The sequence below is a fragment of the Rhizobium sp. BK376 genome (assembly GCF_004341625.1).
Classification (GTDB): Bacteria; Pseudomonadota; Alphaproteobacteria; order Rhizobiales; family Rhizobiaceae; genus Rhizobium.
Genome location: NZ_SLZG01000018.1, coordinates 54,167 through 76,413 on the forward strand (window position 1 = coordinate 54,167; position 22,247 = coordinate 76,413).

20 protein-coding genes are annotated in these 22,247 nt (G+C 61.3%); 6 read left to right on the plus strand and 14 right to left on the minus strand.

Annotation, left to right across the window (positions count from 1 at the left end; genetic code table 11):
- Positions 1–275 precede the first annotated feature (275 nt).
- Positions 276–2,369, plus strand: coding sequence for a GGDEF and EAL domain-containing protein (locus EV561_RS28170; protein WP_245512995.1), 2,094 nt, complete (start codon positions 276–278; stop codon positions 2,367–2,369).
- Between the two features lie 32 nt (positions 2,370–2,401).
- Here the strand turns inward: EV561_RS28170 and EV561_RS28175 are convergent, their stop codons facing one another.
- The 9 genes from EV561_RS28175 to EV561_RS28215 all read right to left on the minus strand — a co-directional run bounded on the left by EV561_RS28175 (position 2,402) and on the right by EV561_RS28215 (position 10,686).
- Positions 2,402–4,072: a sensor histidine kinase gene (locus tag EV561_RS28175; RefSeq protein ID WP_132526710.1), complete on the minus strand. Its 1,671-nt coding sequence runs from the start codon at positions 4,070–4,072 to the stop codon at positions 2,402–2,404.
- Positions 4,073–4,303: 231 nt separating this feature from the next.
- A complete protein-coding gene (locus tag EV561_RS28180) occupies positions 4,304–5,380 on the minus strand; it encodes an FAD-binding oxidoreductase (protein ID WP_132526712.1) in 1,077 nt (358 codons plus the stop codon).
- Positions 5,381–5,499: 119 nt separating this feature from the next.
- A complete protein-coding gene (locus EV561_RS28185; RefSeq protein ID WP_245513001.1) occupies positions 5,500–6,291 on the minus strand; it encodes a tetratricopeptide repeat protein in 792 nt (263 codons plus the stop codon).
- Positions 6,292–6,508: 217 nt separating this feature from the next.
- Entirely contained in the window at positions 6,509–6,721 is a 213-nt protein-coding gene (gene rpsU / locus EV561_RS28190; RefSeq protein WP_018072771.1) for a 30S ribosomal protein S21, read from the minus strand.
- A gap of 214 nt (positions 6,722–6,935) precedes the next feature.
- A complete protein-coding gene (locus tag EV561_RS28195; RefSeq protein WP_132526715.1) occupies positions 6,936–7,427 on the minus strand; it encodes a VTT domain-containing protein in 492 nt (163 codons plus the stop codon).
- A 2-nt stretch (positions 7,428–7,429) separates the two neighbouring features.
- A complete protein-coding gene (locus tag EV561_RS28200) occupies positions 7,430–7,993 on the minus strand; it encodes a methyltransferase domain-containing protein (RefSeq protein ID WP_132526717.1) in 564 nt (187 codons plus the stop codon).
- A 97-nt stretch (positions 7,994–8,090) separates the two neighbouring features.
- Positions 8,091–9,452: a HAMP domain-containing sensor histidine kinase gene (locus tag EV561_RS28205; protein WP_132526719.1), complete on the minus strand. Its 1,362-nt coding sequence runs from the start codon at positions 9,450–9,452 to the stop codon at positions 8,091–8,093.
- Positions 9,453–9,454: 2 nt separating this feature from the next.
- Positions 9,455–10,138 (minus strand): response regulator transcription factor, encoded by a 684-nt coding sequence (locus EV561_RS28210; protein ID WP_132526721.1) that lies wholly within the window; start codon positions 10,136–10,138, stop codon positions 9,455–9,457.
- Between the two features lie 206 nt (positions 10,139–10,344).
- Positions 10,345–10,686 (minus strand): hypothetical protein, encoded by a 342-nt coding sequence (locus tag EV561_RS28215; protein WP_132526723.1) that lies wholly within the window; start codon positions 10,684–10,686, stop codon positions 10,345–10,347.
- Positions 10,687–10,958: 272 nt separating this feature from the next.
- On the opposite strand from EV561_RS28215, the gene EV561_RS28220 reads away from it, so the two are divergent.
- The 4 genes from EV561_RS28220 to EV561_RS28235 are packed head-to-tail and all read left to right on the plus strand — an operon-like array spanning position 10,959 to position 16,098.
- Positions 10,959–12,212: a sarcosine oxidase subunit beta family protein gene (locus tag EV561_RS28220; RefSeq protein WP_132526725.1), complete on the plus strand. Its 1,254-nt coding sequence runs from the start codon at positions 10,959–10,961 to the stop codon at positions 12,210–12,212.
- Between the two features lie 13 nt (positions 12,213–12,225).
- Positions 12,226–12,567 carry a sarcosine oxidase subunit delta gene (locus tag EV561_RS28225; protein WP_132526727.1) on the plus strand — a complete coding sequence of 114 codons (342 nt, stop codon included), beginning with the start codon at positions 12,226–12,228 and terminating at the stop codon, positions 12,565–12,567.
- A complete protein-coding gene (locus EV561_RS28230; protein WP_132526729.1) occupies positions 12,564–15,557 on the plus strand; it encodes a sarcosine oxidase subunit alpha in 2,994 nt (997 codons plus the stop codon). Before EV561_RS28225 ends, EV561_RS28230 begins: the two co-directional genes overlap by 4 nt.
- Positions 15,550–16,098, plus strand: coding sequence for a sarcosine oxidase subunit gamma (locus EV561_RS28235; protein WP_132526731.1), 549 nt, complete (start codon positions 15,550–15,552; stop codon positions 16,096–16,098). The genes EV561_RS28230 and EV561_RS28235 overlap by 8 nt, the downstream gene beginning before the upstream one ends.
- A gap of 72 nt (positions 16,099–16,170) precedes the next feature.
- On the opposite strand, the gene EV561_RS28240 is transcribed toward EV561_RS28235, so the two are convergent.
- Together EV561_RS28240 and EV561_RS28245 are read right to left on the minus strand one after the other, a co-directional pair.
- Positions 16,171–16,431 (minus strand): hypothetical protein, encoded by a 261-nt coding sequence (locus tag EV561_RS28240; RefSeq protein WP_132526733.1) that lies wholly within the window; start codon positions 16,429–16,431, stop codon positions 16,171–16,173.
- 251 nt (positions 16,432–16,682) lie between these two features.
- Positions 16,683–17,222: a transcriptional regulator gene (locus EV561_RS28245; RefSeq protein WP_132526735.1), complete on the minus strand. Its 540-nt coding sequence runs from the start codon at positions 17,220–17,222 to the stop codon at positions 16,683–16,685.
- Between the two features lie 237 nt (positions 17,223–17,459).
- Between EV561_RS28245 and EV561_RS28250 the strand changes: the two genes are divergently transcribed.
- A complete protein-coding gene (locus EV561_RS28250; protein ID WP_132526737.1) occupies positions 17,460–17,711 on the plus strand; it encodes a helix-turn-helix transcriptional regulator in 252 nt (83 codons plus the stop codon).
- Between the two features lie 152 nt (positions 17,712–17,863).
- Here the strand turns inward: EV561_RS28250 and EV561_RS28255 are convergent, their stop codons facing one another.
- The 3 genes from EV561_RS28255 to EV561_RS28265 form a co-directional block, all read right to left on the minus strand.
- Positions 17,864–18,349: a MaoC family dehydratase gene (locus EV561_RS28255; RefSeq protein ID WP_132526790.1), complete on the minus strand. Its 486-nt coding sequence runs from the start codon at positions 18,347–18,349 to the stop codon at positions 17,864–17,866.
- Between the two features lie 84 nt (positions 18,350–18,433).
- Positions 18,434–20,395, minus strand: a complete 1,962-nt coding sequence (gene glgX / locus EV561_RS28260; protein WP_245512997.1) for a glycogen debranching protein GlgX — start codon at positions 20,393–20,395, stop codon at positions 18,434–18,436.
- Positions 20,396–20,615: 220 nt separating this feature from the next.
- Entirely contained in the window at positions 20,616–22,247 is a 1,632-nt protein-coding gene (locus EV561_RS28265) for an alpha-D-glucose phosphate-specific phosphoglucomutase (protein ID WP_132526741.1), read from the minus strand.

A 22,247-nucleotide genomic window follows, 5' to 3' on the forward strand; every position in this document is an offset into this window, starting at 1 on the left:
CATTAGCGCGACAAAGCGAGGACAATCTCCCATGGCCCCCTTCCGCTTCTTAAAAGTATCATAAGAAAGGGTTAAGCGAGACGCATTGTGTGCACAGTGCTGTAACAGCTTAGAGGGGCGATTATTGGTCCCTTAAGCTATTGGGGCCAAAATGGTCCCCAAACTCCAAATTCTTTTACGTGATGATTTTGAAAATGCAGGGATCGACGAAATTTGAAGAATTTGTCGGCGCTGTCGCCAATCTGCACGAAGCGGAGTCAGAGCAGGACATTTTTTTGGCATTTCACGCCGCATGTGAAAGCGTGGCCGGGCCTTTGGCCCTTTGCGGCTATGTGGTGGCGCGCAACGGCAAGACGGTGCGCGAGGTAGCGCAGGTCGGTGATCTCAATTTGCCCGCGGGCACGGCACTCCCAAACACCGATTGGTTGATCGAGGGCGTCGAATTTCCGATCAGCCAGGCCGCCAACGGATCGCCGATCCTTGCCCAGCCGCTTGTCAGCGGAGCCCGCGTGGTGGGTGGCGTCATCCTTGCCGGAAGCGGCCTTGTGAGCCCGGAGAGCCTGCTCCGCTGCAGCCGGCTTACGCGCTTCTGCGCCGGTGCCATCGTCGCCTTTCACGAGCGGCGCTTGTCGCAGATGGTGCTCGAAGCTCTGGAGGAGAGCGAAGAGGCGATTTCGTTCTACGACGCCAATGACGGCATCGTTTTCACCAACAATGCCTATCACCGGGTTTTCCCGCATTACCCCGAACCCTCGCAATTGCTGGGCCGGAACCATCTCGACCTCTACCGGATGGATCTCGATGCCGGGATCATCGACGATCCGCTGGCGCGCAACGATCCGGAAGCTTATCTCGCCAAGCGCAAGCAGATGGCCGAAGTTCTGGTCGCGCGTCAGCGCGAGATCCAGAAGATCAGCTCCAAGACCTATATCTATACGCGCTCCCGCTCGAATACCGGGGCGACCATGTCGCGGCGGATCGACATCAGCGAGCAGGCGTCGACAGAGGCCCGCCTGCGCGAACGGGAGCGGGAACTCCATACCCTGGCGTTCCAGGATCCGCTCACCGGCCTGTTCAATCGCGCCTATCTGCTCAATCTGATCGGCGACCTGCAGAGCCGCTTGCGCGAGGGCTCGCTCGAGCAGATGGCCGTCTTTCTCGTCGATCTCAACGGCTTCAAATTCGTCAACGACACCTATGGCCACGATTGCGGCGATTTCGTTCTCAAGGTCGTGGCGGAACGCCTGAGCAAGATGGTGTCGGAAGGCGACGCCGTGGTCCGGCTCGGCGGCGACGAATTCGTCATCATTTTCGAGCGCGCCCTTGTCCCAGCCGAGCTTGCCGCGACCGCCGACGCCATCATTGCCGAACTGGCCCAACCGGTCGAATATGGGGACGTGGTTCTGACGACGGGAACGAGCGTCGGAATTGCCGTCCGCGCGGGTAAGGACGCCGATCTCGGCACCGTCATCGCCGACGCCGATCTGGCGATGTACGAAGTCAAGAAGATGAAGTGCAGCGCCCATATGTTCTTCGATCCGGGCATGCGGGCCGGCATGCTGGAGCGCTTGAACCTGCTGGAAGACCTGCGCAACGCATTGCGCGAAGGCGAATTCGAACTCTACTACCAACCGCAGTTCAGCACTGCGATGCCGCATCTCGTTGGTTTCGAAGCCCTGGTCCGTTGGCATCACCCGACGCGCGGGCTGGTGTCCCCGGGCGTATTCATTCCGCTCATGGAGGAATACGGCCTGATCGAGGCCCTTGGCGAGTGGGTGCTGCGGACGGCCTGCACGGAAGCGGCACGCTGGCCGGGCGAGTTGCACGTTGCCGTCAATGTGTCGCCTCTGCAGGTCCGCAACGGCCGGTTCTCGCTGATCCTCAGCGATACGCTGCTGCGCACCGGCCTTGCGCCGCACCGGCTGGAGCTGGAAATCACCGAATCCGTCTTCATCGATGATGAAGCCGGGACGCGCGCGCAGCTGGAACTCTGGAAGTCGCTCGGCGTGCGCATCGCTCTCGACGATTTCGGCAGCGGCTATTCAAGCCTCGGCTATCTGAACGCGTTTCCGATCGACAAGATCAAGATTGATCGCGGCTTCCTTGGCAAGCTGAACCCCGACAATCCCGATGAAGCGGCAGACATCATCCTGCGCACCATCATCGATCTCGGCCGTGCGCTCGATATGACGGTGACCGCAGAAGGCGTAGAGCGAGCCGACCAGCTCGAATTCCTGAGCGAACGCCGTTGCTCCGAGGTTCAGGGATATCTGCTCGGAAGGCCGATGCCGGTGGAACAAGCACGGCTGCTGTTTGGGGCAAACGACCGATCGTCCGAAACGGATTCCCAGTGCATTGAGCTGGCGTAGCCAGCTGTCGCCATCCAGTCTCTCTCTGCGTGTCAGCTATGAGTCCCGGCTTTCTGCTCAACAGCGCTGCGCTGCGCCATCAATACCCAGAGCAGGCCTTCCGGCAGGAAGTCGACCTGGACCATGCCGCCGAAGGCGGCGGCCGCGTGCGTCTTGATGATCGTCGTGCCGAAACCGGTGTGCAGGGGTGTCTTGACCGTCGGACCGTTCATCTCCTCCCAGCTGAAGCGGATCATCGGCGCAGCGCCCTCTTCGACGTCGGTCCAGCTGATGCGGATGCGGCCCTCGGGGGCCGAGAGCGCACCGTATTTCACGGAATTGGTCGCCAGTTCGTGAAGGGTCAGTCCGAGGTTCTGCACGGCTTCTGGCCTCAGCAGGATATCATGTCCCTCGACCTGAAGCTGCTGCGGGTCCTGCAGGAAGTTCGCAAGGTGAAGATTGATGACGCGGCGGAGCGAGACGCCCGACCATTGCTCGCTCGTCAGAATTTCGATCGAGCGCGCAAGGCCGTCCAGGCGGTCGGCCACGGCCTTCTGGAATGTGTCGACGCTGTCCGTCTGCTTGGCAAGCTGGCGCATCATCGCCTGGGCCAGCGCCAGCAGGTTCTTCGTGCGGTGGACGAGTTCATGCATGACGAGGTGAAGCCGATCCTCGGTCTCGCTGCGGTCGAACGACGCATTGGAGAGCGCGACGGCCACCTGGTTGGCCTCGACGACGCTGGTTTCGATCGGAGCGACGATCTCGCCACGGCCCATCCGGTTGGCCATGTCGGCAATATCCTGAATTGTCGTGCGGACCTGGCGGGCGAGGGCGTAAACGGCAATCAGCGCAATGAGAAGCAGCAGGATGCCGCCATAGACCAGGAAACGCCAGATGTTGGCGATGGAGTCCTGGACCGATGCAATCGGCCCCCACACGACCGTCTTCCACGCCCATCCAGGCACCTGGGCGTAGCCAAGCAGGTCCCGCGGCATGGTATAGTCATTCTGATAGATGCCGCTGCTCAGTCCCAGCGCCGGCAGTATATCCTTCTTGAAGAGCGTCCCGGCTGCAAGATGGTCGGCTCCAATGGAGGCAACGACGTGTCCGGTGCCGTCGAGCACCGCCGCCGACCAGCCGGGCGCCATTCCGTCGGTTGTCAGCAGCCGACCCAACTCCTCGGCATTCTGCGTCATGATCAGGGCAGCGCCGGAGGGCGATGTCGCAAGCGGCATGGTCACGTTGAAGACATATGCGCCGCTGGTCGAGCCCAGGAAGACATCCGAAACCTCGGTCCTTCGCGAATCGAGCGCGTGCTTGAGCGCGGGTATGTTCGACATCTTCTTCAGCGGTGTGCCATAGGACCGGCGGGTGTTGAGCAGCTGCTGGCCGTCTGAGTCAACAAGAAGAACGAACATCGAATCAGAGCCGAGTGCGGTCAGCGTCCGATCATGAAAGGCTGCCAGATCGCCTCGCTCCAGTTCGGGGGAGGTCGCGAGCAGCCGAAGCGTCGTCGACATGTCCTGCAGCTGCCGATCGATGCTGCGGGCAATTGCAATGGCATCCTGGACCGTGTCGCGGCGAAGAACGTCACGCTGGCTGTCCTCCAGCTGGACAAGCAGCAGGGCCACGAACGCCAGAATAGGCAACGCGATCGCCAATGCGATTGCGATGAGATAGGCGCCTATTGTTGCCCTCGGAAACAGTCTTAACTTCTTGCCCATGAATGCGATCAGCCGCTTGCCTTCCGGCCTCCATCATTCACGTCAACAGTCGGACTGGTTTTCGCCATCATGTCGAACGCCCCCATTACCCACAGACAGCAAGCTATCCAACAGCATGTTAGGGCTCGATAAATTGCGTTGCAACATGCGAAAAGAGACCACCGCGATTTGACGGGGGATGTTGCGGATATGTCGCCGGAAGGTAAGAGACACGGACCTCGTTGCAGACGCTCAGGCGGCTGAGAAACGGGAGAGCCGGAATGGCGCAAGCAGGCTGTCGCGTCTTTCGCCGAGGACCTCGTCGGCCGCCAGCTGGCCGACCAGCGCTGCGAGCGTAATCCCCGAATGCATCACGGTCAGATAGAGGCCGGCGACGGCATCTGAAGGCCCGATGATCGGAAAGCCGTCCTTCGGCGTCGGGCGGTAGCCCACCGTGAAGAAATCAAGCTCGAGACCGTCCGCATCGCGCAGCATCGCCTTCACCTTGGCAAAGAGCGCGTCGGCCACCTTTTGCGGTTCATCGCCGGGATCACTGCCGCCGAAGTCGCTTCCGGCGATGATGCGTCCTTCAGCCGTCTGGCGCATATGCAGCTGCGGGGCGATAACCAGGCCATTGAGCAGCGTCGTATGGGGTCGGGAATGGACGATGAGGCCGGGCGGTGTTTCCAGCGGCACATCCACACCGACGGATGCCGCAAGCCCTGATGTGCCGGCGCCGGCCGCGAGAACGACATGATCGGCGGAAAGCCTGCCGTGCGAGGTCTCTATCCCGACGATCCTGCCATTTTCCATCAGCAGTCGTTCGACTTCGACATCCTGCAGGAAGGTCGTGCCATAGCGGAAGGCATCGGCAAGCATCAGCCTCGCAGCCGCGACCGGCTCGACGGCCCCTTCCTCGGCAATATGCAGGGCAAGGTCGGGCAGTTCAGTAATGCCGGGCTCGATGACGGCGCTCTCTTCTTGGGTCACGCGCCTGACGCCATATCCCCAGCCGCCATGCTCGGTGGCATAGGTTTCCAGCTGATCCGGGGGCAGATCCCAGCAGAGACCGCCGCACCAGTTGAGCGGCAGCCCCGGCAGTTCCTCGGCAAGTCTCTTCCATTCCGTCATCGCATGGCTGCGGAAACGGAAATAGAATTCCGGATTGCCCCAGCTTGCGTTGATCCAGGCAAAGGAATTCGGCGTCGCCTCGCCGCCCGGTTTCTTGGCGATGACGGTGACGGAGGCGCCGCGTCTTGCAAGATGCCATGCGATGGAGGCACCGATGATGCCGGCGCCGATAACGATGATTTTTTGAGAAGAGGGCATGCTTTTCAGCGTCCTTTGCGCGTCATGTTTGACGAGCGGCGCTGTTGGGGAGAGCGCCGCCGATATCGCGGCACCTGAAAATCAGGCGCCGCCTACGGAACGCAGGCGGCGAATCTCAATCAGCTGGTGCGAACGCGTGCCAGGCCATCCTTGGCCGGCTGGTAGCTCGGGTCAAGATTGATTGCATGCTGATAGGAGCGGGCCGCCTTGGCCTTGTCACCCTTGCGCTCGTAAATGAGCGCCTGGTTTGCCCAGGATTCGGCAATCTTGTCGTTGAGCTCGATGGCGTGGTTGAAGTCGGCGAAGGCGTTGTCGTCGTCGTTCAGCGCCACGTAGGACGTGCCACGGCCGTTATAGGGCTCCGGAGAATTAGGAGCCAGCGAGATGGCCTTCGAGAAGTCCTCGATCGCCTTATCCTGTTGGTTGCGCTTCTGGTAGATCAGGCCGCGGCCGTGATAGGCGCGCCCATCCGTGGTGCCGAGCTGGATCGCCTTGGAGAAATCGTTGAAGGCGTCGTCGTCGCGGCCTGCGCTGCGATAGATGTTGCCGCGACCGATATAGGCGACGTCGTAGTTCGGATTGATCTGCAGGGCCATGTTGTAGTCTGCAACCGCCTCGGGCTGCTTGCCCATGTTGCGGTAGACCAGCGCGCGGTTGGCGTAGGCCTGGTAGAATTTCGGATTCAGCTGGATCGCCTGGTTGAAGTCTGCGAGCGAACGGCTGAATTCACCGGCGCGTCCATAGGCGGAGCCGCGGACGTTATAGCCTTCCGGATCCTGAGGATTGGCATTGATGACCGAGGTCAGCGAAGCGATGTTTTCCTGAGACCCTTGCGCCTTGTCGATTCGGATGACGGTGTCGGCGTTGTTCGTCTGGCAGCCTGCAAGACAAATGGCACCAAGAAGCGCCATGATCGGCAAGGAGGCAAAGCGCCTCTTCGAAAGAGAATTAAACGGTTTCGAAGAAACGGTCGCTTGGATATTCGTGACTGCCATTATCGGGTTCGCTTTCCCCATACGTCATATCAGTTTCGTCTGATATACATTATCAGAGACAAATCAAAAAGGCGGCGGCGAACGATTCGCCCCCGCCAGACAAGTGCATCTGAAAACGTCGAAATAACGACAATTAACGCGCGACAACACCTTCGCGCTGTGCACGCTTGCGTGCCAGCTTACGAACGCGACGAACAGCTTCTGCCTTTTCGCGAGCGCGCTTCTGCGAGGGCTTCTCGTAGTAATCGCGCATCTTCATTTCGCGGAAAATGCCTTCGCGCTGCATCTTCTTCTTCAGAGCGCGGAGAGCCTGGTCAACATTGTTATCGCGGACAAGTACCTGCACGTGAAATCCCGTTCCTTTGGTTTTGGTTGTCAGCCGGCGGAAATCAGCAATTTCCGGGGGCAATAAAATAGTGTTCGCTAGGCCCATGACCTTGCGATTGGTAGGGCGAGATAACAGATCACCTTGTCAAAGTCCAGCCGGAACCTGGGGTTTTAGGGCGGAAAAACGGAGGCATTTGGCCTTTCTGCCCCAAACATCCTGATTGGAACGGAATTTACAGGGTGCCAATGATCCGCCCAACGGAGGTTAGTACGCCGTTCCAGACGCAGCAACCGGCAAAGGTCGAGAGCGCGAATCTGGTCACGCCGACGCTTGAGCTACCGTAGAGCAGACCCGTATAGGCCCTTGCGACAGGCAGGAGCTGTACGGCGATGACGCCCGCCACGGTCGTGCCCGCCAAGCCTGTGACCGGCCGCGCTGATCGGGCATATCGCTCGAGAAGGCGATGTCTGCGCTCGTGCCATCCGTATGTCCCGGCTGCGCGGGCGATTCCAAACCAGCACAGGGAACCGATTGTCGAACCCATGGCGGTAACGAGGATCAGGGCGAGGAAAGCCGCCGGTCGACCATCCGACAGGATGCCGAGTATGAGGTAGAGGCCGATGGATGGAATTACGGGCAGCAATTTTTCGATCGAGGCGACGAGGAAGGCGCCAGCCAGCCCGCAGGAGACGAGGGATTGCGCGAATGCGGGGAGGTCGGCCATGATCAGGAGGGTTTCCTGGACAGTTTGAAAACGCTGGCCGGCGGCAAATTCAGCCGAACGCGACCGAGCCTTTCTGATTCCAGCCCCAGCCTGTCCATCACGTCAGCGGGCACCGAACAGGCGGCGCCATAGGTGAATTGGTAGAAACTGCCGTCCCCGTGCAGCAAGGACAGGGCCTCGCTGAGGATCGCAAATATCGTATCCTTCGGCATGTTGCGGAAAGGGAGGCCGCTGACTACGGCGGCATAGCTGTCTTTCTTCAGGTCAGGAAGATGCCCGGCGTCGCGCTGAAGCACGGTAACACCGGGAAACCGCCGTCGTAGCAAGGAGACGAACGGCTTCTCGATCTCAACGAGCGTCAGGTCCGCAGGCCCCACGCCCTTGTCGAGCAGCGTCTGCGTGAACACGCCCGTTCCCGGACCGAGTTCCAGAATACGGCCGGAGCCGGGCGTGATTTCACTCGTGATCAAACGCGCCAGATAGGGACCGGATGGCGCGATCGCGCCGATCGTGCGCGGCGCGCGGATGAGGTTTGCAAAGAAGGCGGGCAGGGACGGCAGGGGCATTTCGGTCTCCGGGTTGCGATCGGCAGGGGTGCCTCACGCAGTCCTGACGGGTCCGCATTATGGGAGCATTACGTCCCCCCGACCCTCGCGATGAAATTCAGGTGTCCGAGGCTGCGGGCGGAAAGGCGATGTTGAAGCTTGCGCCGCCGCCCGGCGCGTCTCCCACCCAGATCCGGCCGCCGTGGAATTCGACGATGTCCTTCACCAGATGCAGGCCGAGCCCTACGCCCTCGGTTGGGCTTCCTATCCGCTGAAAGGGTTCGAAGATCCTCTCCCTGTCGGCTTGGGGAATTCCATCTCCTTCGTCGCTGATCGAAATATCGGCGGGATGTTTGACGAGGATCGTAATAACGCCGCTGCGGCCGCCGTGCTGAACGGCATTCTGCACCAGATTGGCGACGGCTCTCTCGATGGATGCGGCATCGCCGACGATCGGAAGAGGTGACGAAGGCATCTGGAAATCGGCGGTATAGCCGGCAGCGATGATCAGGGGAGCAAGCTCGATCGCCTGCCGTCGCACCAGGGCGCAAAGGTCGACCATTTGCGATTCCCTGGCATTGCTGTTCAGCCGCTGAAGGTCGAGAAGCTGTTCTGCAAGGGTAGCAAGCCGCGAGATGTCTTCGGCAAGCCGCTCCGTGGCGGCGGTCTTCTCCATTGTCGCGAGCCGCGCCTGGAGGATGGCGATCGGAGTTCGAAGTTCGTGCGCTGCCGCCAGCATGAAGCGTTTCTGGCGGTGATAGGCGTCGTCGAGCCGCGCCAGGGTGTCGTTTACGGTCAGCACCAGGGGTGCGATTTCCGACGGTACGGTTTCAAGCGGCAGCCGGTAACCGCGATCCTCGGCATTGATACGTTCGGCGGCACGTGCAACGGCTTCAAGGCTTCTGTGAACGCCTCGGGCGACGAAAGGCGTGACGGCCAGCGTTATCAGGCCAGTCAGCACGATGGCCGGGATGACTGCGCCTGATGCAAAGGCGGCAAGCGTCAGCAGAAGCTTTGCGGGTGGCAATATGCCTTGCCGACCAACGATGATGGTAAGCGGGCCGTGCGGGCTGGCAACGGTCTTCAGGCGCGCGGCCATCGCCGCGGGGTCGCTTATGTCACTGTTGAACCGCGCCTCGGCGACTATGGGGCCAAGCGCGCCGATTTCGAGGAATGGCGCCGGCACGGGGCCTTCACGAAGGGTTCGTCCATCCCGGTCGCGGACGAGGGCCCAGAAACCGGGTGCCTGCTTGCGTTCCCTTTCCAGGCCCGCGGTTTCGATCAGGCGCATGCTTCCATCTTCCTGCCACGCGATGGAGGCGGCAACGGCGGTAATCGAATCTTCGTCCGGCGCCGACAGGCCGGTAAAGCCGCTGCCCCACAGGCCGAAGACAAAGAGGATGCCCAGGGAAAGACAGGTTGCCGCCTGCAGCAGGAAAAGACGGCGGATCAGGCGCCATTTCAAAGAGCGGAAGCGCATCGTCACGCGCGCGTTTGGCGGATGAGATAGCCGATGCCGCGGATCGTGTGGATCTCGACTCCGGCCGCGGCCGCCTCAAGCCGCCGTCGCAGGCGAGATACATGGGCATCGAGCGCGTTGGACTGGATGTCGTCGCCAAGGCCGTAGACGGCTTCCTCGAGGCTCGACCGTTCGACGGTACGGCCGGCGCGTCGCATCAATGCTTCGAGAACCAGCAGTTCCCGGCGCGGCATCTCGATCAGGCTTTCGCCGATCCGTGCTTCCCGATTGAGAAGGTCGAAGCGCAATTCTCCCATCCGCAGCGGCTTCGCATCCAGCGTTCCCGGCCGCCGCAGCACCGCCCTCAGGCGTGCCATCAGCTCCTCGACGGCAAAGGGCTTGGCGATATAGTCGTCCGCGCCCTCATCGAGCCCTTCGATCCTGTCGTGCAATTCGCTTCTTGCGGTCAGCAAGATGACGGGAACGCCGCCCTTGCCAATCTCGCGGGCGAGCTTGACCAGCGTCAGCCCGTCGCCATCCGGAAGGCTCCTGTCGAGCAGCAGCGCGTCATAACCTCGCGGGAGCCGCAAGGCCTCTTCGGCATCGCTGATCGTGGAGAGGTGATCGACAACCAGATCATAGTTTCGAAGTGCCGCGGAGAGTGCGGCAGCAAGCTCCGGCTCGTCTTCTACCAATAGGACACGCATCTCGCCACCTCGCTCCACGCTTGTGGAGAGGCAACATTGCGCGAGCATGACGTCGTGGCGAGGTTTTGATGCGAATAAGCGCGGATTATACGATCGCGAGGTGGATCAAGCCATCATTTGCTGGGCAGCTCGGCGGGGCCTGCTCCCCAAATGTAAAGGGACGGCGCCGGTTTCCGCCGTCCCGTGCGTGCATCAACCGCTATCGATCAATAATCGCCGTCTTCGTAGTAACGATTGTCATAATAGCGATTATCATAATAGTGGCGGTGGTAACGATAGTAGCGATCGCGCGGATACTCGTCGTAGTAGTAGCGGTGCTGGTTGGCGACCGCGCCGCCGATGATGGCGCCGGCGGCAAGGCCACCGATTATCGCGCCGGCATTGTTGTTGTGGTGATGATGGTGATGCCAATGGTCATCGACCTTTACAACGTCAGGGTTATCGCCGGTCTGTTCGTGAATCGTCGGCATCGCGGGCGCAGCATAGACAGGCGCTACGCCGGCAAGGCCGGTTGCCAAAGTGAGGGCAATGATTGCAAGTTTTTTCATGTCATTCACCATTTCCTTTCACTTAAGAAACGGCTGAGCCGCAGTTTTGTGCCATCAGACAAAAGTCCCGGGTGGGGTAGGGTCGTCTCTGCGGCCGGTTTTTCTGATGAGGAAGGCATTCGGCCCGCGGCAAGTTATTAGCCACGACGACATTCTTTTGCCCGTGTCGAAAGCCGAGTCCGATTGCGTCGCAAAAGAACCGTTGTGTCGGTTTTCGATTTGCGATTTGTATGGCCCATCGGAAGGGCTCTGCCTGAAGGAGTTGAGGGCGAATGCGGAAATATTCGGTTTTTGCCGTGGCACGCGAGGCGTTGCGGGCTCACAAGGGTTGGGAGGCGCAGTGGACCTCGCCCGAGCCGCGCAAGGAATACGACGTTATCATCGTCGGCGCCGGCGGCCATGGCCTTGGTGCGGCCTATTACCTTGCCAAGGAGCACGGCATCACCAATGTCGCCGTCATCGAGAAGGGCTGGCTCGGCGGCGGCAATACCGGCCGCAACACGACGATCATCCGCTCGAACTATCTCTACGAAGAGAGCATGCATATCTACGAGCATTCCATGAAGCTGTGGGAGAACCTGTCGCAGGATCTCAACTACAACGTCATGTATTCGCCACGCGGCGTGATGATGCTCTCGCACAACATCCATGACCGGCAGTCGTTCAAGCGGCATATCCATGCCAACCGGCTCTACGGCATCGACAATGAATGGCTGACGCCCGAGCAGGCAAAGGCCTTCTGCCCGCCGCTCGATATTTCCAGCACCGCCCGCTATCCGATCAACGGCGCTGCCCTGCAGCGGCGCGGCGGTACGGCCCGCCATGACGCGGTCGCCTGGGGTTATGCTCGCGCTGCATCCGATCGCGGTGTTCACATCATCCAGAATTGCGAAGTGACCGGCATCCGCCGCGGTCCCGACGGGCGTGTCATGGGCGTCGAAACGTCCCGCGGCTTCATCGGTGCCAAGAAGATCGGCGTATCGGCCGCCGGCCACACGACGACGGTCATGAAGATGGCCGACGTTCGCGTGCCGCTGCAGTCGAGCCCGCTGCAGGCGCTGGTGTCTGAGCCGCTGAAGCCGATCTTCCCCTGCGTCGTCATGTCGAACACGGTGCATGCCTATATCTCGCAGTCCGACAAGGGCGAGCTTGTCATCGGCGCCGGCACCGACCAGTACAATTCCTACAGCCAGACCGGCGGCCTGCAGATCATCACGCATACGCTCGACGCCATTTGCGAGCTCTTCCCGATGTTCCGCCGCGTCAAGATGATGCGCTCCTGGGGCGGCATCGTCGACAACACGCCGGATCGTTCGGCGATCCAGTCGAAGACGCCGGTTCCGGGTCTCTACGTCAATTGCGGCTGGGGAACGGGCGGCTTCAAGGCGACGCCCGGCTCGGCCAATCTCTTCGCGCATCTGATCGCGCGAGACGAGCCGCACAAGTTCAACGCCGGGCTGACGCTCGATCGCTTCCGTTCCGGACGGCTCATCGACGAAGCCGCTGCTGCCGCCGTCGCGCACTGACACGAGGTTATCAATGCTTCTGATCCACTGCCCCTACTGTCAGGAAGAGCGCTCGGAGCTCGAATTCCGCAATGCCGGCGATGCGCATATCGTGCGGCCGGCGAATATTGCTGCGATTTCGGACGAGGAATTCGAGGAATATTTCTTCCTGCGCGACAATCCGAAGGGCCTCATCTTCGAGCGCTGGCGCCATATTCATGGCTGCGGCCGCTTCTTCAATGCGGCCCGCGATACCGTCAGCGACAAGTTCCTGATGACCTACAAGGCAGGGGAGCCGAAGCCGGATCTGCATCCGGCCCCGGCCACGAGCGCCACCGTCGAAACCTATGAAGCGACGGAAGGAGACGCACGATGAGCGGCGCCAATCGCATCGCCGGCAAGGGCCGCCTGACGCCCGCCCGCACCGCGCGTTTCACCTTCGACAACAAGACCTATCACGCGCTGGAAGGCGACACGGTCGCGTCAGCGCTGCTTGCCAACGGCGTGCACCTGCTCGGACGCTCCTTCAAGTATCATCGCCCGCGCGGCATTCTTTCCGCCGGGCCTGAGGAGCCGAATGCGCTGCTCGACATCTCGCGCGACACCGCCCGACGCCAGCCGAACGTGCGCGCCAGCGTGCAAGAAGTGTTCGACGGCATGGTGGCGAGTTCGCAGAACCGCTGGCCGTCGCTCGCCTTCGATGTCGGGAGCGTCAACAATCTGCTGTCGCCCTTCTTCGCGGCAGGCTTCTACTACAAGACCTTCATGTGGCCGAAGAGCGCCTGGAAGTCGCTCTACGAGCCCTTCATTCGCCGGGCTGCCGGTCTCGGCGTCGCGCCGACCGAGGAAGATCCGGATCACTATGCCAGCCGCTATGCCCATTGCGACGTGCTCGTCGTCGGTGCCGGCATTTCCGGCCTGTCGGCTGCCCTTGCCGCGGCCGAAGCTGGCGCCAAGGTCATCCTCTGCGACGAGCAGGCGGAAGCCGGCGGCGCGCTGCGTTTCGACATCTCGGTAAAGGTCGACGGGACGGACGGTTACGACTGGGCGCAGGCGACTGTTGCCAAGCTGCAGGCGATGCCAAACGTCAAGGTGCTGACCCGCACCACTGCCTTCGGCTACTACAACCACAATTTCATCGGCCTTGCCGAACGGGTCACGGACCATATCGCCCGGCCGTCCAAGGATCTGCCGCGCGAGCGCCTCTGGCAGGTCCGCGCCAAGCGCGTCATCCTGGCGACCGGCGCGATCGAGCGCCACATGGTTTTCCCGAACAACGATCGTCCGGGCATCATGCTGGCTTCGGCCGCGCGCACCTATCTCAATCACTACGGCGTCGCCGTCGGCGCCAAGGTCGGCGTCTATACTGCGCATGATTCCGCCTATGAGGCCGCTTTCGACCTCAAGAAATCAGGCGTTTCGATTGCCGCCATCATCGATTGCCGCCCGCGTCCGGGCGAAGCCGTCGTCACGCAGGCCCGCGCACTCGGCATCGAGGTATTGTCGGGCTATTCCGTCATCAACACCTCGGGCAATCTGCGCATCTCGTCGATGACGGTTGCCCGAAACGGCAGCAGCTCGTCGCGCAAGATCGCCGTCGATGCGCTGCTGGTCTCCGCCGGCTGGACGCCGTCGGTGCATCTGTTCTCGCAGTCGCGCGGCAAGCTCAAGTTCGAGGCAGACAAGCAGCGCTTCCTGCCGGGCACCTATGTGCAGGACTGCCTTTCCGTCGGCGCCTGCAACGGCACGGATGGGCTGCAGGCTGCAATCGAGGAATCGCTGGCTGCCGGCGAACTGATGGCGCGGGCGACGGGAGCTGCCGGCGACGGCAAGATCGGCCTCAACGCCGAAACCGCCTTCGAATGGACCGGCGGCATGATCGGCGCTGCCGAAGGGGCCGGGCCGGAGACAAGCGCCAAGGCTTTCGTCGACTTCCAGCATGATGTCTGCGCCAAGGATATCCGCCTTGCGGTGCGCGAAGGCATGCACTCGATCGAGCATATCAAGCGCTTCACCACCAACGGCATGGCATCCGATCAGGGCAAGCTCTCGAACATGCATGGCTTGGCGATCGCCGCCGAAATGCTCGGCCGCGATATCCCGCAGGTTGGTCTCACGACTTTCCGCGCACCCTATACGCCCGTTACCTACGGCACGCTGATCTCGCATTCGCGCGGCGATCATTTCGATCCGGCCCGCAAGACGGCGATCCACCCGTGGGAAGAGGCGCATGGCGCGATCTTTGAGGATGTCGGCAACTGGAAGCGCGCCTGGTTCTATCCGAGGGCCGGTGAGACCATGCATCATGCGGTAAACCGCGAGTGCAAGACGGTGCGCGATATCGCCGGTGTCTTCGATGCCTCGACGCTCGGCAAGATCGAGGTCGTCGGGCCGGATGCCGCCGAATTCCTGAACCTGATCTATACCAATGCTTGGGATACGCTGAAGCCCGGCCGCTGCCGCTATGGCATCATGCTGCGCGAAGACGGCTTCGTCTATGACGACGGCGTCGTTGGTCGCCTGGCCGAGGATCGCTTCCATGTCACGACGACGACCGGTGGCGCGCCGCGCGTGCTCAATCACATGGAAGACTATCTGCAGACCGAATTCCCGCATCTGAAGGTCTGGCTGACGTCTACGACCGAGCAGTGGGCGGTCATCGCCGTGCAGGGTCCGAAGGCACGCGAGATCGTCGAGCCGCTGGTCGAGGGCATCGATCTTTCGAATGAGGCCTTCCCGCATATGAGCGTTGCGGAAGGCAAGATCTGCGGCGTGCCGACCCGGCTCTTCCGCGTCTCCTTCACCGGCGAAGTCGGCTACGAAATCAACGTGCCGGCCGATTACGGCCAGGCCGTATGGGAGGCCGTCTGGGCGCGGGCCGAGCCGCTGGGCGCCTGCGCCTACGGCACGGAGACGATGCACATCCTGCGTGCCGAGAAGGGCTATATCATCGTCGGCCAGGATACGGACGGAACGGTCACGCCCGACGATGCCGGGCTTTCCTGGGCGGTCTCGAAGAAGAAGACCGATTTCGTCGGCATTCGCGGCCTGAAGCGGCCGGATCTCGTCAAGGATGGCCGCAAGCAGCTCGTCGGCCTCATGACCAAGGATCCGAAAGTGGTGCTGGAAGAAGGAGCGCAGATCGTTGCCGATCCCAACGAGCCGAAGCCGATGACCATGCTTGGCCACGTCACCTCAGCCTACTGGTCGGAAAATCTCGGCCGTTCTATCGCCTTTGCGCTGGTCGCCGGCGGAAGGGAGCGCATGGGCAAGACGCTCTATGTGCCGATGCCTGACAAGACCATCTCCGTCGAGGTGGCGGACATGGTGTTCTTTGACAAGGAAGGGGGCCGGATCAATGGCTGAGCTTGCAACCCGCAGACCGCCGCTTGCCGGCCGCCAGGGCGGTTCCTCCTCGGTTCACCTGACGCCGGCGGCACCTGCCAGCCGGATTTCGCTGAGGGCGCCCGCCGATTCCGTTTCGGCACTCTCATCCGCCCTGCGGCTGGATCTGCCGACGAAGCCGAAGACATCAGGCCATGCCGGAAGCCGCTCGGCGCTCTGGCTCGGCCCGGACGAATGGCTGGTCATCGATGAAAGCGGGGAGGATCTGGTAGCGCTCGCGGCTGCTTCTTCCGCGTTGCATGCGGCGACCGACGTTTCCCATCGCAATACGGCCGTGTTCGTCTCCGGTCCGGGCGCCGAGGCGACGCTTTCGGCCGGATGCCCGCAGGACCTCAGCCTCGATGTCTTCCCGGTCGGCGCATGTTCGCGCACGTTGTTCGGCAAGGTGGAAGTGGTGATCCTGCGTATCGATACCGAGACCTTCCGCGTCGAATGCTGGCGGTCCTTTGCCCCTTATGCCTTCGGCCTGCTGGCCGAGGCCGCCGGGGATGCCGCGCTCTAATTTCCTGAGCTAGAAGCTTATGCCAATTTAGCGACTGGGCCGGTCGATTGACCGGCCCAGCGAAGCTGCGTCTCAGCGATAACGCCAGCCGCCGTGCCACCGCTCGCGGTGCATCCAGTAGCGATTGCCATCCCAGTAGCCACGTCCATGATAATAAACGCCGACACGCGGGCCGCCGGGCACGACGACGACCGGACCGGGAGCGTTCGGACGGCAGTGGCCGTAGGGGCCGCGGTGAAATCCGGCGCCGCATCCCTGGGCCGCGTCGGCTGTGGAAACAACTGCGGTCAAGGCAGCTATTGAAGTGAGAGTAACGATAAATAGCTTTTTCATAATTTCCTCTTTGTGGTGTTCGTCCGAGACGCGCCTTGCATCCCGGATACATACCCTTAACGCTGATTCCTGCCATTTTTTGTCATTCGAATAGAAAAAAATTCGAATAGGTAATCGTTTAAGCGTGTATTCGGCCAAAGCAAACTCGAAAAAGTTGAAATAGATTGCTTTTGCGAGCTAAACTTGAATGATTCATGCGATGGTTGTGTTTGTCGCGATGGTTCGAGCAATACGGACGCCACCATACGGCATCAGGATGACCGTTTGGCTGCGGCTGCCTGCGTCCGGATAATCTGCCAGCGCTGGAGTTCGAGCATGGCGTCGGGTAATGCGCGATGCGCGGGCGGTGACGGCTCGGTCTGTCTTTTGATCGTCTCGACAAACGCTGATATCTCGGCTTCGGAGACGGTTTCTCCCATAGCCTCGCGCGCTGCCGCCAGAAACGCCTCGTCGGACTTGGCGAGCCTGAGGGCGTGCCTTGGAAACCCCGCGGAACGCAACAAGACGCTCAGCCACTTTCCATCCCAGGAAGGGGCGCTGGCATAAAGCGCGTGTCCGGAAAGGACACCGATCATCTCCTTGGCAACCTCTTCGACGGGCGCGCCCTCGGCCAGAAGGAGTTCTCGGGAAATGCGGTGAATTTTTTCGGCGTCGGGCGACCAGTCCGTCCAGTCGGGTGCGGGCTTGATCAGGAAAGAACGGGAGCTGCCGTCCTCAAAAACCGAGGCGACCTCGACCGGAACGCTTTTCTTGCTCAGGGACGAGGCTTCGAAATCAAGGAATACAATCAATGCACCGTATCTCCCTTGCCAAATCCGCGTGTCCCTCTATCGTGCGCGACGATCGATCGTAACCACAGTGATTCCCACGTGTCGTTGGGTGAGTTGACGATATTGTGATCGAAAGGCGCAGCACTTGTCGAAACGCGCTGCCAATCACAAATTCTTTCCGCTTGTTATTATTGCAATGCAGCAATAAAAAGTTACCGGCATATTAATGCCGGACGTCATGCAGAGAAGGAGACGTTTATGTCCATTTCACTCAATGATTTCGATTCCTCCGTTGAAGGCGCAGTTGCTGTTGCCGAGGTCGGAACCAAAGTTAAGGCTGCCCGCGAAACTGCTGGCTACAGCATTGAAGATCTCGCGGTTACTACGGGTCTCGCAAATTCGGAAATCACCGAAATCGAAGAAGGCCACGATGCCGATCCTGCCAAGCTGAAGCGTGTCGCACACGCCTTGCAGGTTCCGACGTCTGCTTTCCTGGGCCAGGCGGCCTGATTGCACTGACCGGTCGCCCCACAAGTGACCGGTCTGCCCACTCCGGCATTTCCGCTTTTCTCTGGATCGCGGAAATATCCTATTTCTTTGGCGTGACGCAATTCCTGGCGCAAAACCCTGCGCAGTTTTGATGGAATTGCTTCTTCCAAATCTCAAAAATCTTCGGGCCTGTCCTTCGGGTCGAACTGGGTGATCGTGATCCACGTTGCGGTCAGGGCTGGTTTGCGCTCGTTTTCGATTTCGACCGTGACTTCATAGGTCAGCATCATCATTCCGGCGCCGCGTAGCCTTGCCTCGGCCAGCTTGAAGCCGCCGCGCACGCGCGTTCCCGCCTTGACCGGCGACATGAAACGGATCTTGTCGAAGCCGTAGTTCACGCCCATCGTCTGCTCGCGAATTTTCGGAACGCAGTTGAAGTTCATTGCCGACAACAGCGAGAGAGTCAGAAAGCCGTGTGCGATGGTGCCGCCGAAGACGGTTTCCTTGGCACGTTCAGGATCGACATGGATGAACTGGTGGTCGTCGGTCGCATCCGCGAAAGCGTTGATCATCGTTTGATCGACCATGATCCAGTCGGAGACGCCGACCTCCGTTCCCACGATGGTTCTGACGTCCGAGAGTGATATCTCGCTTGGCATGGAATTCCCTTCGCCATCAGGCATTGGCGCCTTCTGCGCGCATCAGGTGTAAGCGATACCTATTTGAAAAGACAATAGGATGAATCAAGTGCCCAGGAGGAAATGGACGGAACGTGGGGGGATAGCGTGCCCGCCGTCGACTTCGGTTTCACCCTCCGCCGTCAACAATTTCCATCGGCTATCCTGCTGCCGGTGAATGGCAAAGACCTGCTCGGCGCGGGCTCGGTTGATCAACACGGCAAGTCGGACTTTTTTGCCGGTCTCGTTGTCGAGCGTCTGGAGAACCATGCCGAAGGCCGGTAGCGAGGGCGTTTCCCATTGCGAGACGGTCATCGCCTCACCATCCGTGGACAGCCAGAGGATATCGCCGTTGCCGGTGAAGAATGCCGTCTCCGCGAAGACTGCAAAACGCCTGCGCAGCGCGGACAGGAAGGCGGTCTGCGCGATCAGTTCCTCATCGAGCTTAGACCAATCCATCCAGGTGATTTCATTGTCCTGGCAATAGGCGTTGTTGTTGCCATGCTGGCTGCGGCCGCCTTCGTCGCCCGCCGTCAGCATGACCGTGCCGCGCGAAGCGAAGAGCGTCGCCAGAAGGGCGGCGACATCGCGCCGGCGGGCGGCGACGACCTCGGGATCGTCGGTCGCGCCCTCGACGCCGTTGTTCCAGGAATAGTTTTCGTTGTGGCCGTCGCGATTGTTCTCGCCGTTCGCCTCGTTGTGCTTGTTCGTGTTCGAAACGAGGTCCATCAGCGTGAAGCCATCATGGGCGGCGAGGAAATTGACGCTGCGGGTATGCGTGCGGCCATCGCGGCCGAAGATGTTGGATGAGCCGGCGAGGATGGTGGCGAGGCTGCCGGTCTTCCAATCATCGCCGCGCCAGTAGAGGCGCATGTCGTCGCGGGCGCGATCGTTCCATTCGAGGAAGGGAGCCGGGAAGTTGCCGAGCTGATAGCCGCCCGGGCCGATGTCCCAGGGCTCGGCGATCAGCAGCCGGTCGCCGAGCACGTCGTCGGCCAGCATGGCCCGCAGCGTCTCGCCCTCGGCCTCGAAGCCGCGGTCGGTGCGGCCGATGATGGGCGCCAGATCAAAGCGGAAGCCGTCGACGCCGGCCTGGAGCACGAAATGGCGCAGACTGTCGATGATCAGCCGGCGGATATAGGGATCGTCGCAATCGACGGTGTTGCCGGTGCCGGTGTCATTGACAAGCGTGCCGGGCTGGCCGGGAACGTGGCGATAGGCCGAGAGGTTGTCGAGGCCCCGCAGCGACAGCGTCGCGCCCTGGCGGTCACTTTCGCCGGTGTGGTTGAAGACGAGATCGAGGATGACAGCGATGCCTTCGGCATGCAGTGCGGCGACCGTTTCGCGCAGTTCCCTGATGCCGCCGGGGACGATGCGCGGGTCGAGCGCCATGAAGGCGACGGGATTGTAGCCCCAGCCATTGCTGAGACCGAGCGGCGGCAGGTGTCGTTCGTCGATCCAGGCCGGGATCGGCATCAGCTCGACCACGTCGACGCCGATACGCTTCAGATGCGCGATGATGGATGGGTGGGCGAGGGCCGACACAGTGCCGCGCTGCGCTTCCGGAATGTCCTGCCGCAGGATCGTAAAGGGCTTGACGGCGACTTCGTAGACAAGGCCGCCCGGCTTGACGGTCGGTCGCTTGGCGACCGGTGGCAGGGGAGCGGTGACGATTGCCCGCGGCACGAGATCCTGCGTTTCCGCGCCGAATTGCGTCAGCCTGATATCGTGGCGGAAGGGCCGGTCGAGGGTGACGGCGTAGGGATCGACGAGGAGTTTCGAGGGGTCGAACCACAGGCCCTGGTCGGGGTCATAGGTGCCGTAGGCGCGAAAGCCGTAGCGGGTGCCTTCCTTGGCGCCCTTGACGAAAAGCCGATGGATGTCGCCTTCGCGGGGCATCGGCAGGCGCTTGGTCTCCGCCTGGCCTTCGGCGTCGAAGAGGCAAAGCTCAATTTTCTCGGCGTGTTTGGAAAAGACGGAGAACTCGGTGCCATTGGCAAGAAGCCTTGCGCCAAGGGAGGGGTTCAAGGATTCCTGTTGCATTGATCACCGGCGGCTGAGAGGGGCAGGGCGGTATCGTCTTGTCGCTTCTCCCCAGCGGGGAGAAGATGCCCGGCAGGGCAGATGGGGGACGGAGAGCGAAGCAATGCGTATCCTGAGCGGCAAGCGAAGGATAGATAGAAGCGCGCGGCCCCCTCGTCCGAACCCTTCGGGGCGCCTTCTCCCCGAGGGGAGAAGGGGTAATCGATCACGTAATAACCGTCGGGGCGGGGCGACCGGTGCGGCCCTTGATATCGGCGATATCCTGGGCGGCAGCGATGAGGTCGGCCAGCGCTTCCTGGGTCTCGATGTTATGGCGGGTCGGATCGGGTTCGTAGCGCTCGATATAGACGCGCAGCGTGGCGCCCGTCGTGCCGGTGCCCGACAGACGGAAGACGACGCGGGAGCCGCCTTCGAAGAGGATACGGATGCCCTGATGCTGGCTGACGGATTTGTCGACCGGGTCGTGGTAGGCAAAATCGTCGGCGGCGGAAACGGTGAGGTCGCCGAACTTGCTGCCGGGCAGGGTGGCGAGCTTGTCGCGCAGCGCCTGGATCAGGCCATTGGCGGCATCGGTGTCGACGCCTTCATAGTCGTGGCGGGAATAGTAGTTGCGGCCATAGGTCGCCCAATGCTGGGTGACGATATCGATCACGCTTTCGCCGCGCACGGCAAGGATGTTCAGCCAGAGCAGCACGGCCCAGAGACCGTCCTTTTCGCGAACGTGGTTCGAGCCGGTGCCGGAACTTTCCTCGCCACAGATCGTCGCCATGCCGGCGTCGAGCAGGTTGCCGAAGAACTTCCAGCCGGTCGGCGTTTCATACATGCCGATGCCGCGCTTTTCGGCGACGCGGTCGGCTGCGCCTGATGTCGGCATGGAGCGGGCGATACCGGCAATGCCGTGCGAATAGCCGGGCGCCAGGTTGGCGTTGGCGGCAAGGATCGCCAGGCTGTCCGACGGGGTGACGTAGATGCCCTTGCCGATGATGAGGTTGCGGTCGCCGTCGCCGTCGGATGCGGCGCCGAAATCGGGCGCATCGTCGCCGCTCATCATCTCGTCATAGAGGTCCTTGCAGTAGACCAGATTGGGATCCGGGTGATGGCCGCCGAAATCGGGCAGCGGCAGGAAATTGCGAACGGAGCCGTCAGGGGCGCCGAGGCGCTTTTCGAAGATTTCCTTGGCGTAAGGTCCGGTGACGGCGCTCATCGCGTCGAAGGCGAGGCGGAAGCCGAGGCTGATCAGATTGCGGATCGCGCCGAAATCGAACAGTTCTTCCATGAGAGCGGCATAGTCCTCGACCGGGTCGATAACCGACACGATCATGCCGCCGATGTCTTCGCGGGCGATGCGATCGAGATTGATGTCCGGGAAATCGGCGATCTTGTAGCTATCGATTGTCTTGGAGCGCTCGAAGATCGCGTCGGTGATCTTTTCCGGAGCGGGGCCGCCGTTACCGATATTGTACTTGATGCCGAAATCTTCCGTCGGGCCGCCAGGATTGTGGCTGGCCGAAAGGATGATGCCGCCGAAGGCCTTGTACTTGCGGATGACGTTCGAGGCTGCGGGCGTCGAAAGGATACCGCCCTTGCCGACCATCACCTTGCCGAAGCCGTTGGCGGCGGCCATCTTGATGGCCTTCTGGATGACTTCTCTGTTGTAGTAGCGTCCGTCGCCACCGATGACCAGGCACTTGCCCTGGTATCCGTCAACCGAATCGAAGATCGACTGGATGAAGTTTTCAGCATAATTGGGCTGCTGGAAGACCGGGACCTTCTTGCGAAGCCCGGACGTGCCCGGTTTCTGGTCCTGGTAGGGTTTGGTCGGAACCGTTTTGATCAT

Coding starts and splice junctions, on each gene's coding strand:
- EV561_RS28175 (WP_132526710.1), bottom strand. CDS start 4,072: ATGGGCAAGAAGTTAAGACTGTTTCCGAGGGCAACAATAGGCGCCTAT.
- EV561_RS28180 (WP_132526712.1), bottom strand. CDS start 5,380: ATGCCCTCTTCTCAAAAAATCATCGTTATCGGCGCCGGCATCATCGGT.
- EV561_RS28185 (WP_245513001.1), bottom strand. CDS start 6,291: ATGGCGCTTCTTGGTGCCATTTGTCTTGCAGGCTGCCAGACGAACAAC.
- EV561_RS28195 (WP_132526715.1), bottom strand. CDS start 7,427: ATGGCCGACCTCCCCGCATTCGCGCAATCCCTCGTCTCCTGCGGGCTG.
- EV561_RS28200 (WP_132526717.1), bottom strand. CDS start 7,993: ATGCCCCTGCCGTCCCTGCCCGCCTTCTTTGCAAACCTCATCCGCGCG.
- EV561_RS28205 (WP_132526719.1), bottom strand. CDS start 9,452: ATGCGCTTCCGCTCTTTGAAATGGCGCCTGATCCGCCGTCTTTTCCTG.
- EV561_RS28210 (WP_132526721.1), bottom strand. CDS start 10,138: ATGCGTGTCCTATTGGTAGAAGACGAGCCGGAGCTTGCTGCCGCACTC.
- EV561_RS28215 (WP_132526723.1), bottom strand. CDS start 10,686: ATGAAAAAACTTGCAATCATTGCCCTCACTTTGGCAACCGGCCTTGCC.
- EV561_RS28220 (WP_132526725.1), top strand. CDS start 10,959: ATGCGGAAATATTCGGTTTTTGCCGTGGCACGCGAGGCGTTGCGGGCT.
- EV561_RS28225 (WP_132526727.1), top strand. CDS start 12,226: ATGCTTCTGATCCACTGCCCCTACTGTCAGGAAGAGCGCTCGGAGCTC.
- EV561_RS28230 (WP_132526729.1), top strand. CDS start 12,564: ATGAGCGGCGCCAATCGCATCGCCGGCAAGGGCCGCCTGACGCCCGCC.
- EV561_RS28235 (WP_132526731.1), top strand. CDS start 15,550: ATGGCTGAGCTTGCAACCCGCAGACCGCCGCTTGCCGGCCGCCAGGGC.
- EV561_RS28240 (WP_132526733.1), bottom strand. CDS start 16,431: ATGAAAAAGCTATTTATCGTTACTCTCACTTCAATAGCTGCCTTGACC.
- EV561_RS28250 (WP_132526737.1), top strand. CDS start 17,460: ATGTCCATTTCACTCAATGATTTCGATTCCTCCGTTGAAGGCGCAGTT.
- EV561_RS28255 (WP_132526790.1), bottom strand. CDS start 18,349: ATGCCAAGCGAGATATCACTCTCGGACGTCAGAACCATCGTGGGAACG.
- EV561_RS28265 (WP_132526741.1), bottom strand. CDS start 22,247: ATGATCAAAACGGTTCCGACCAAACCCTACCAGGACCAGAAACCGGGC.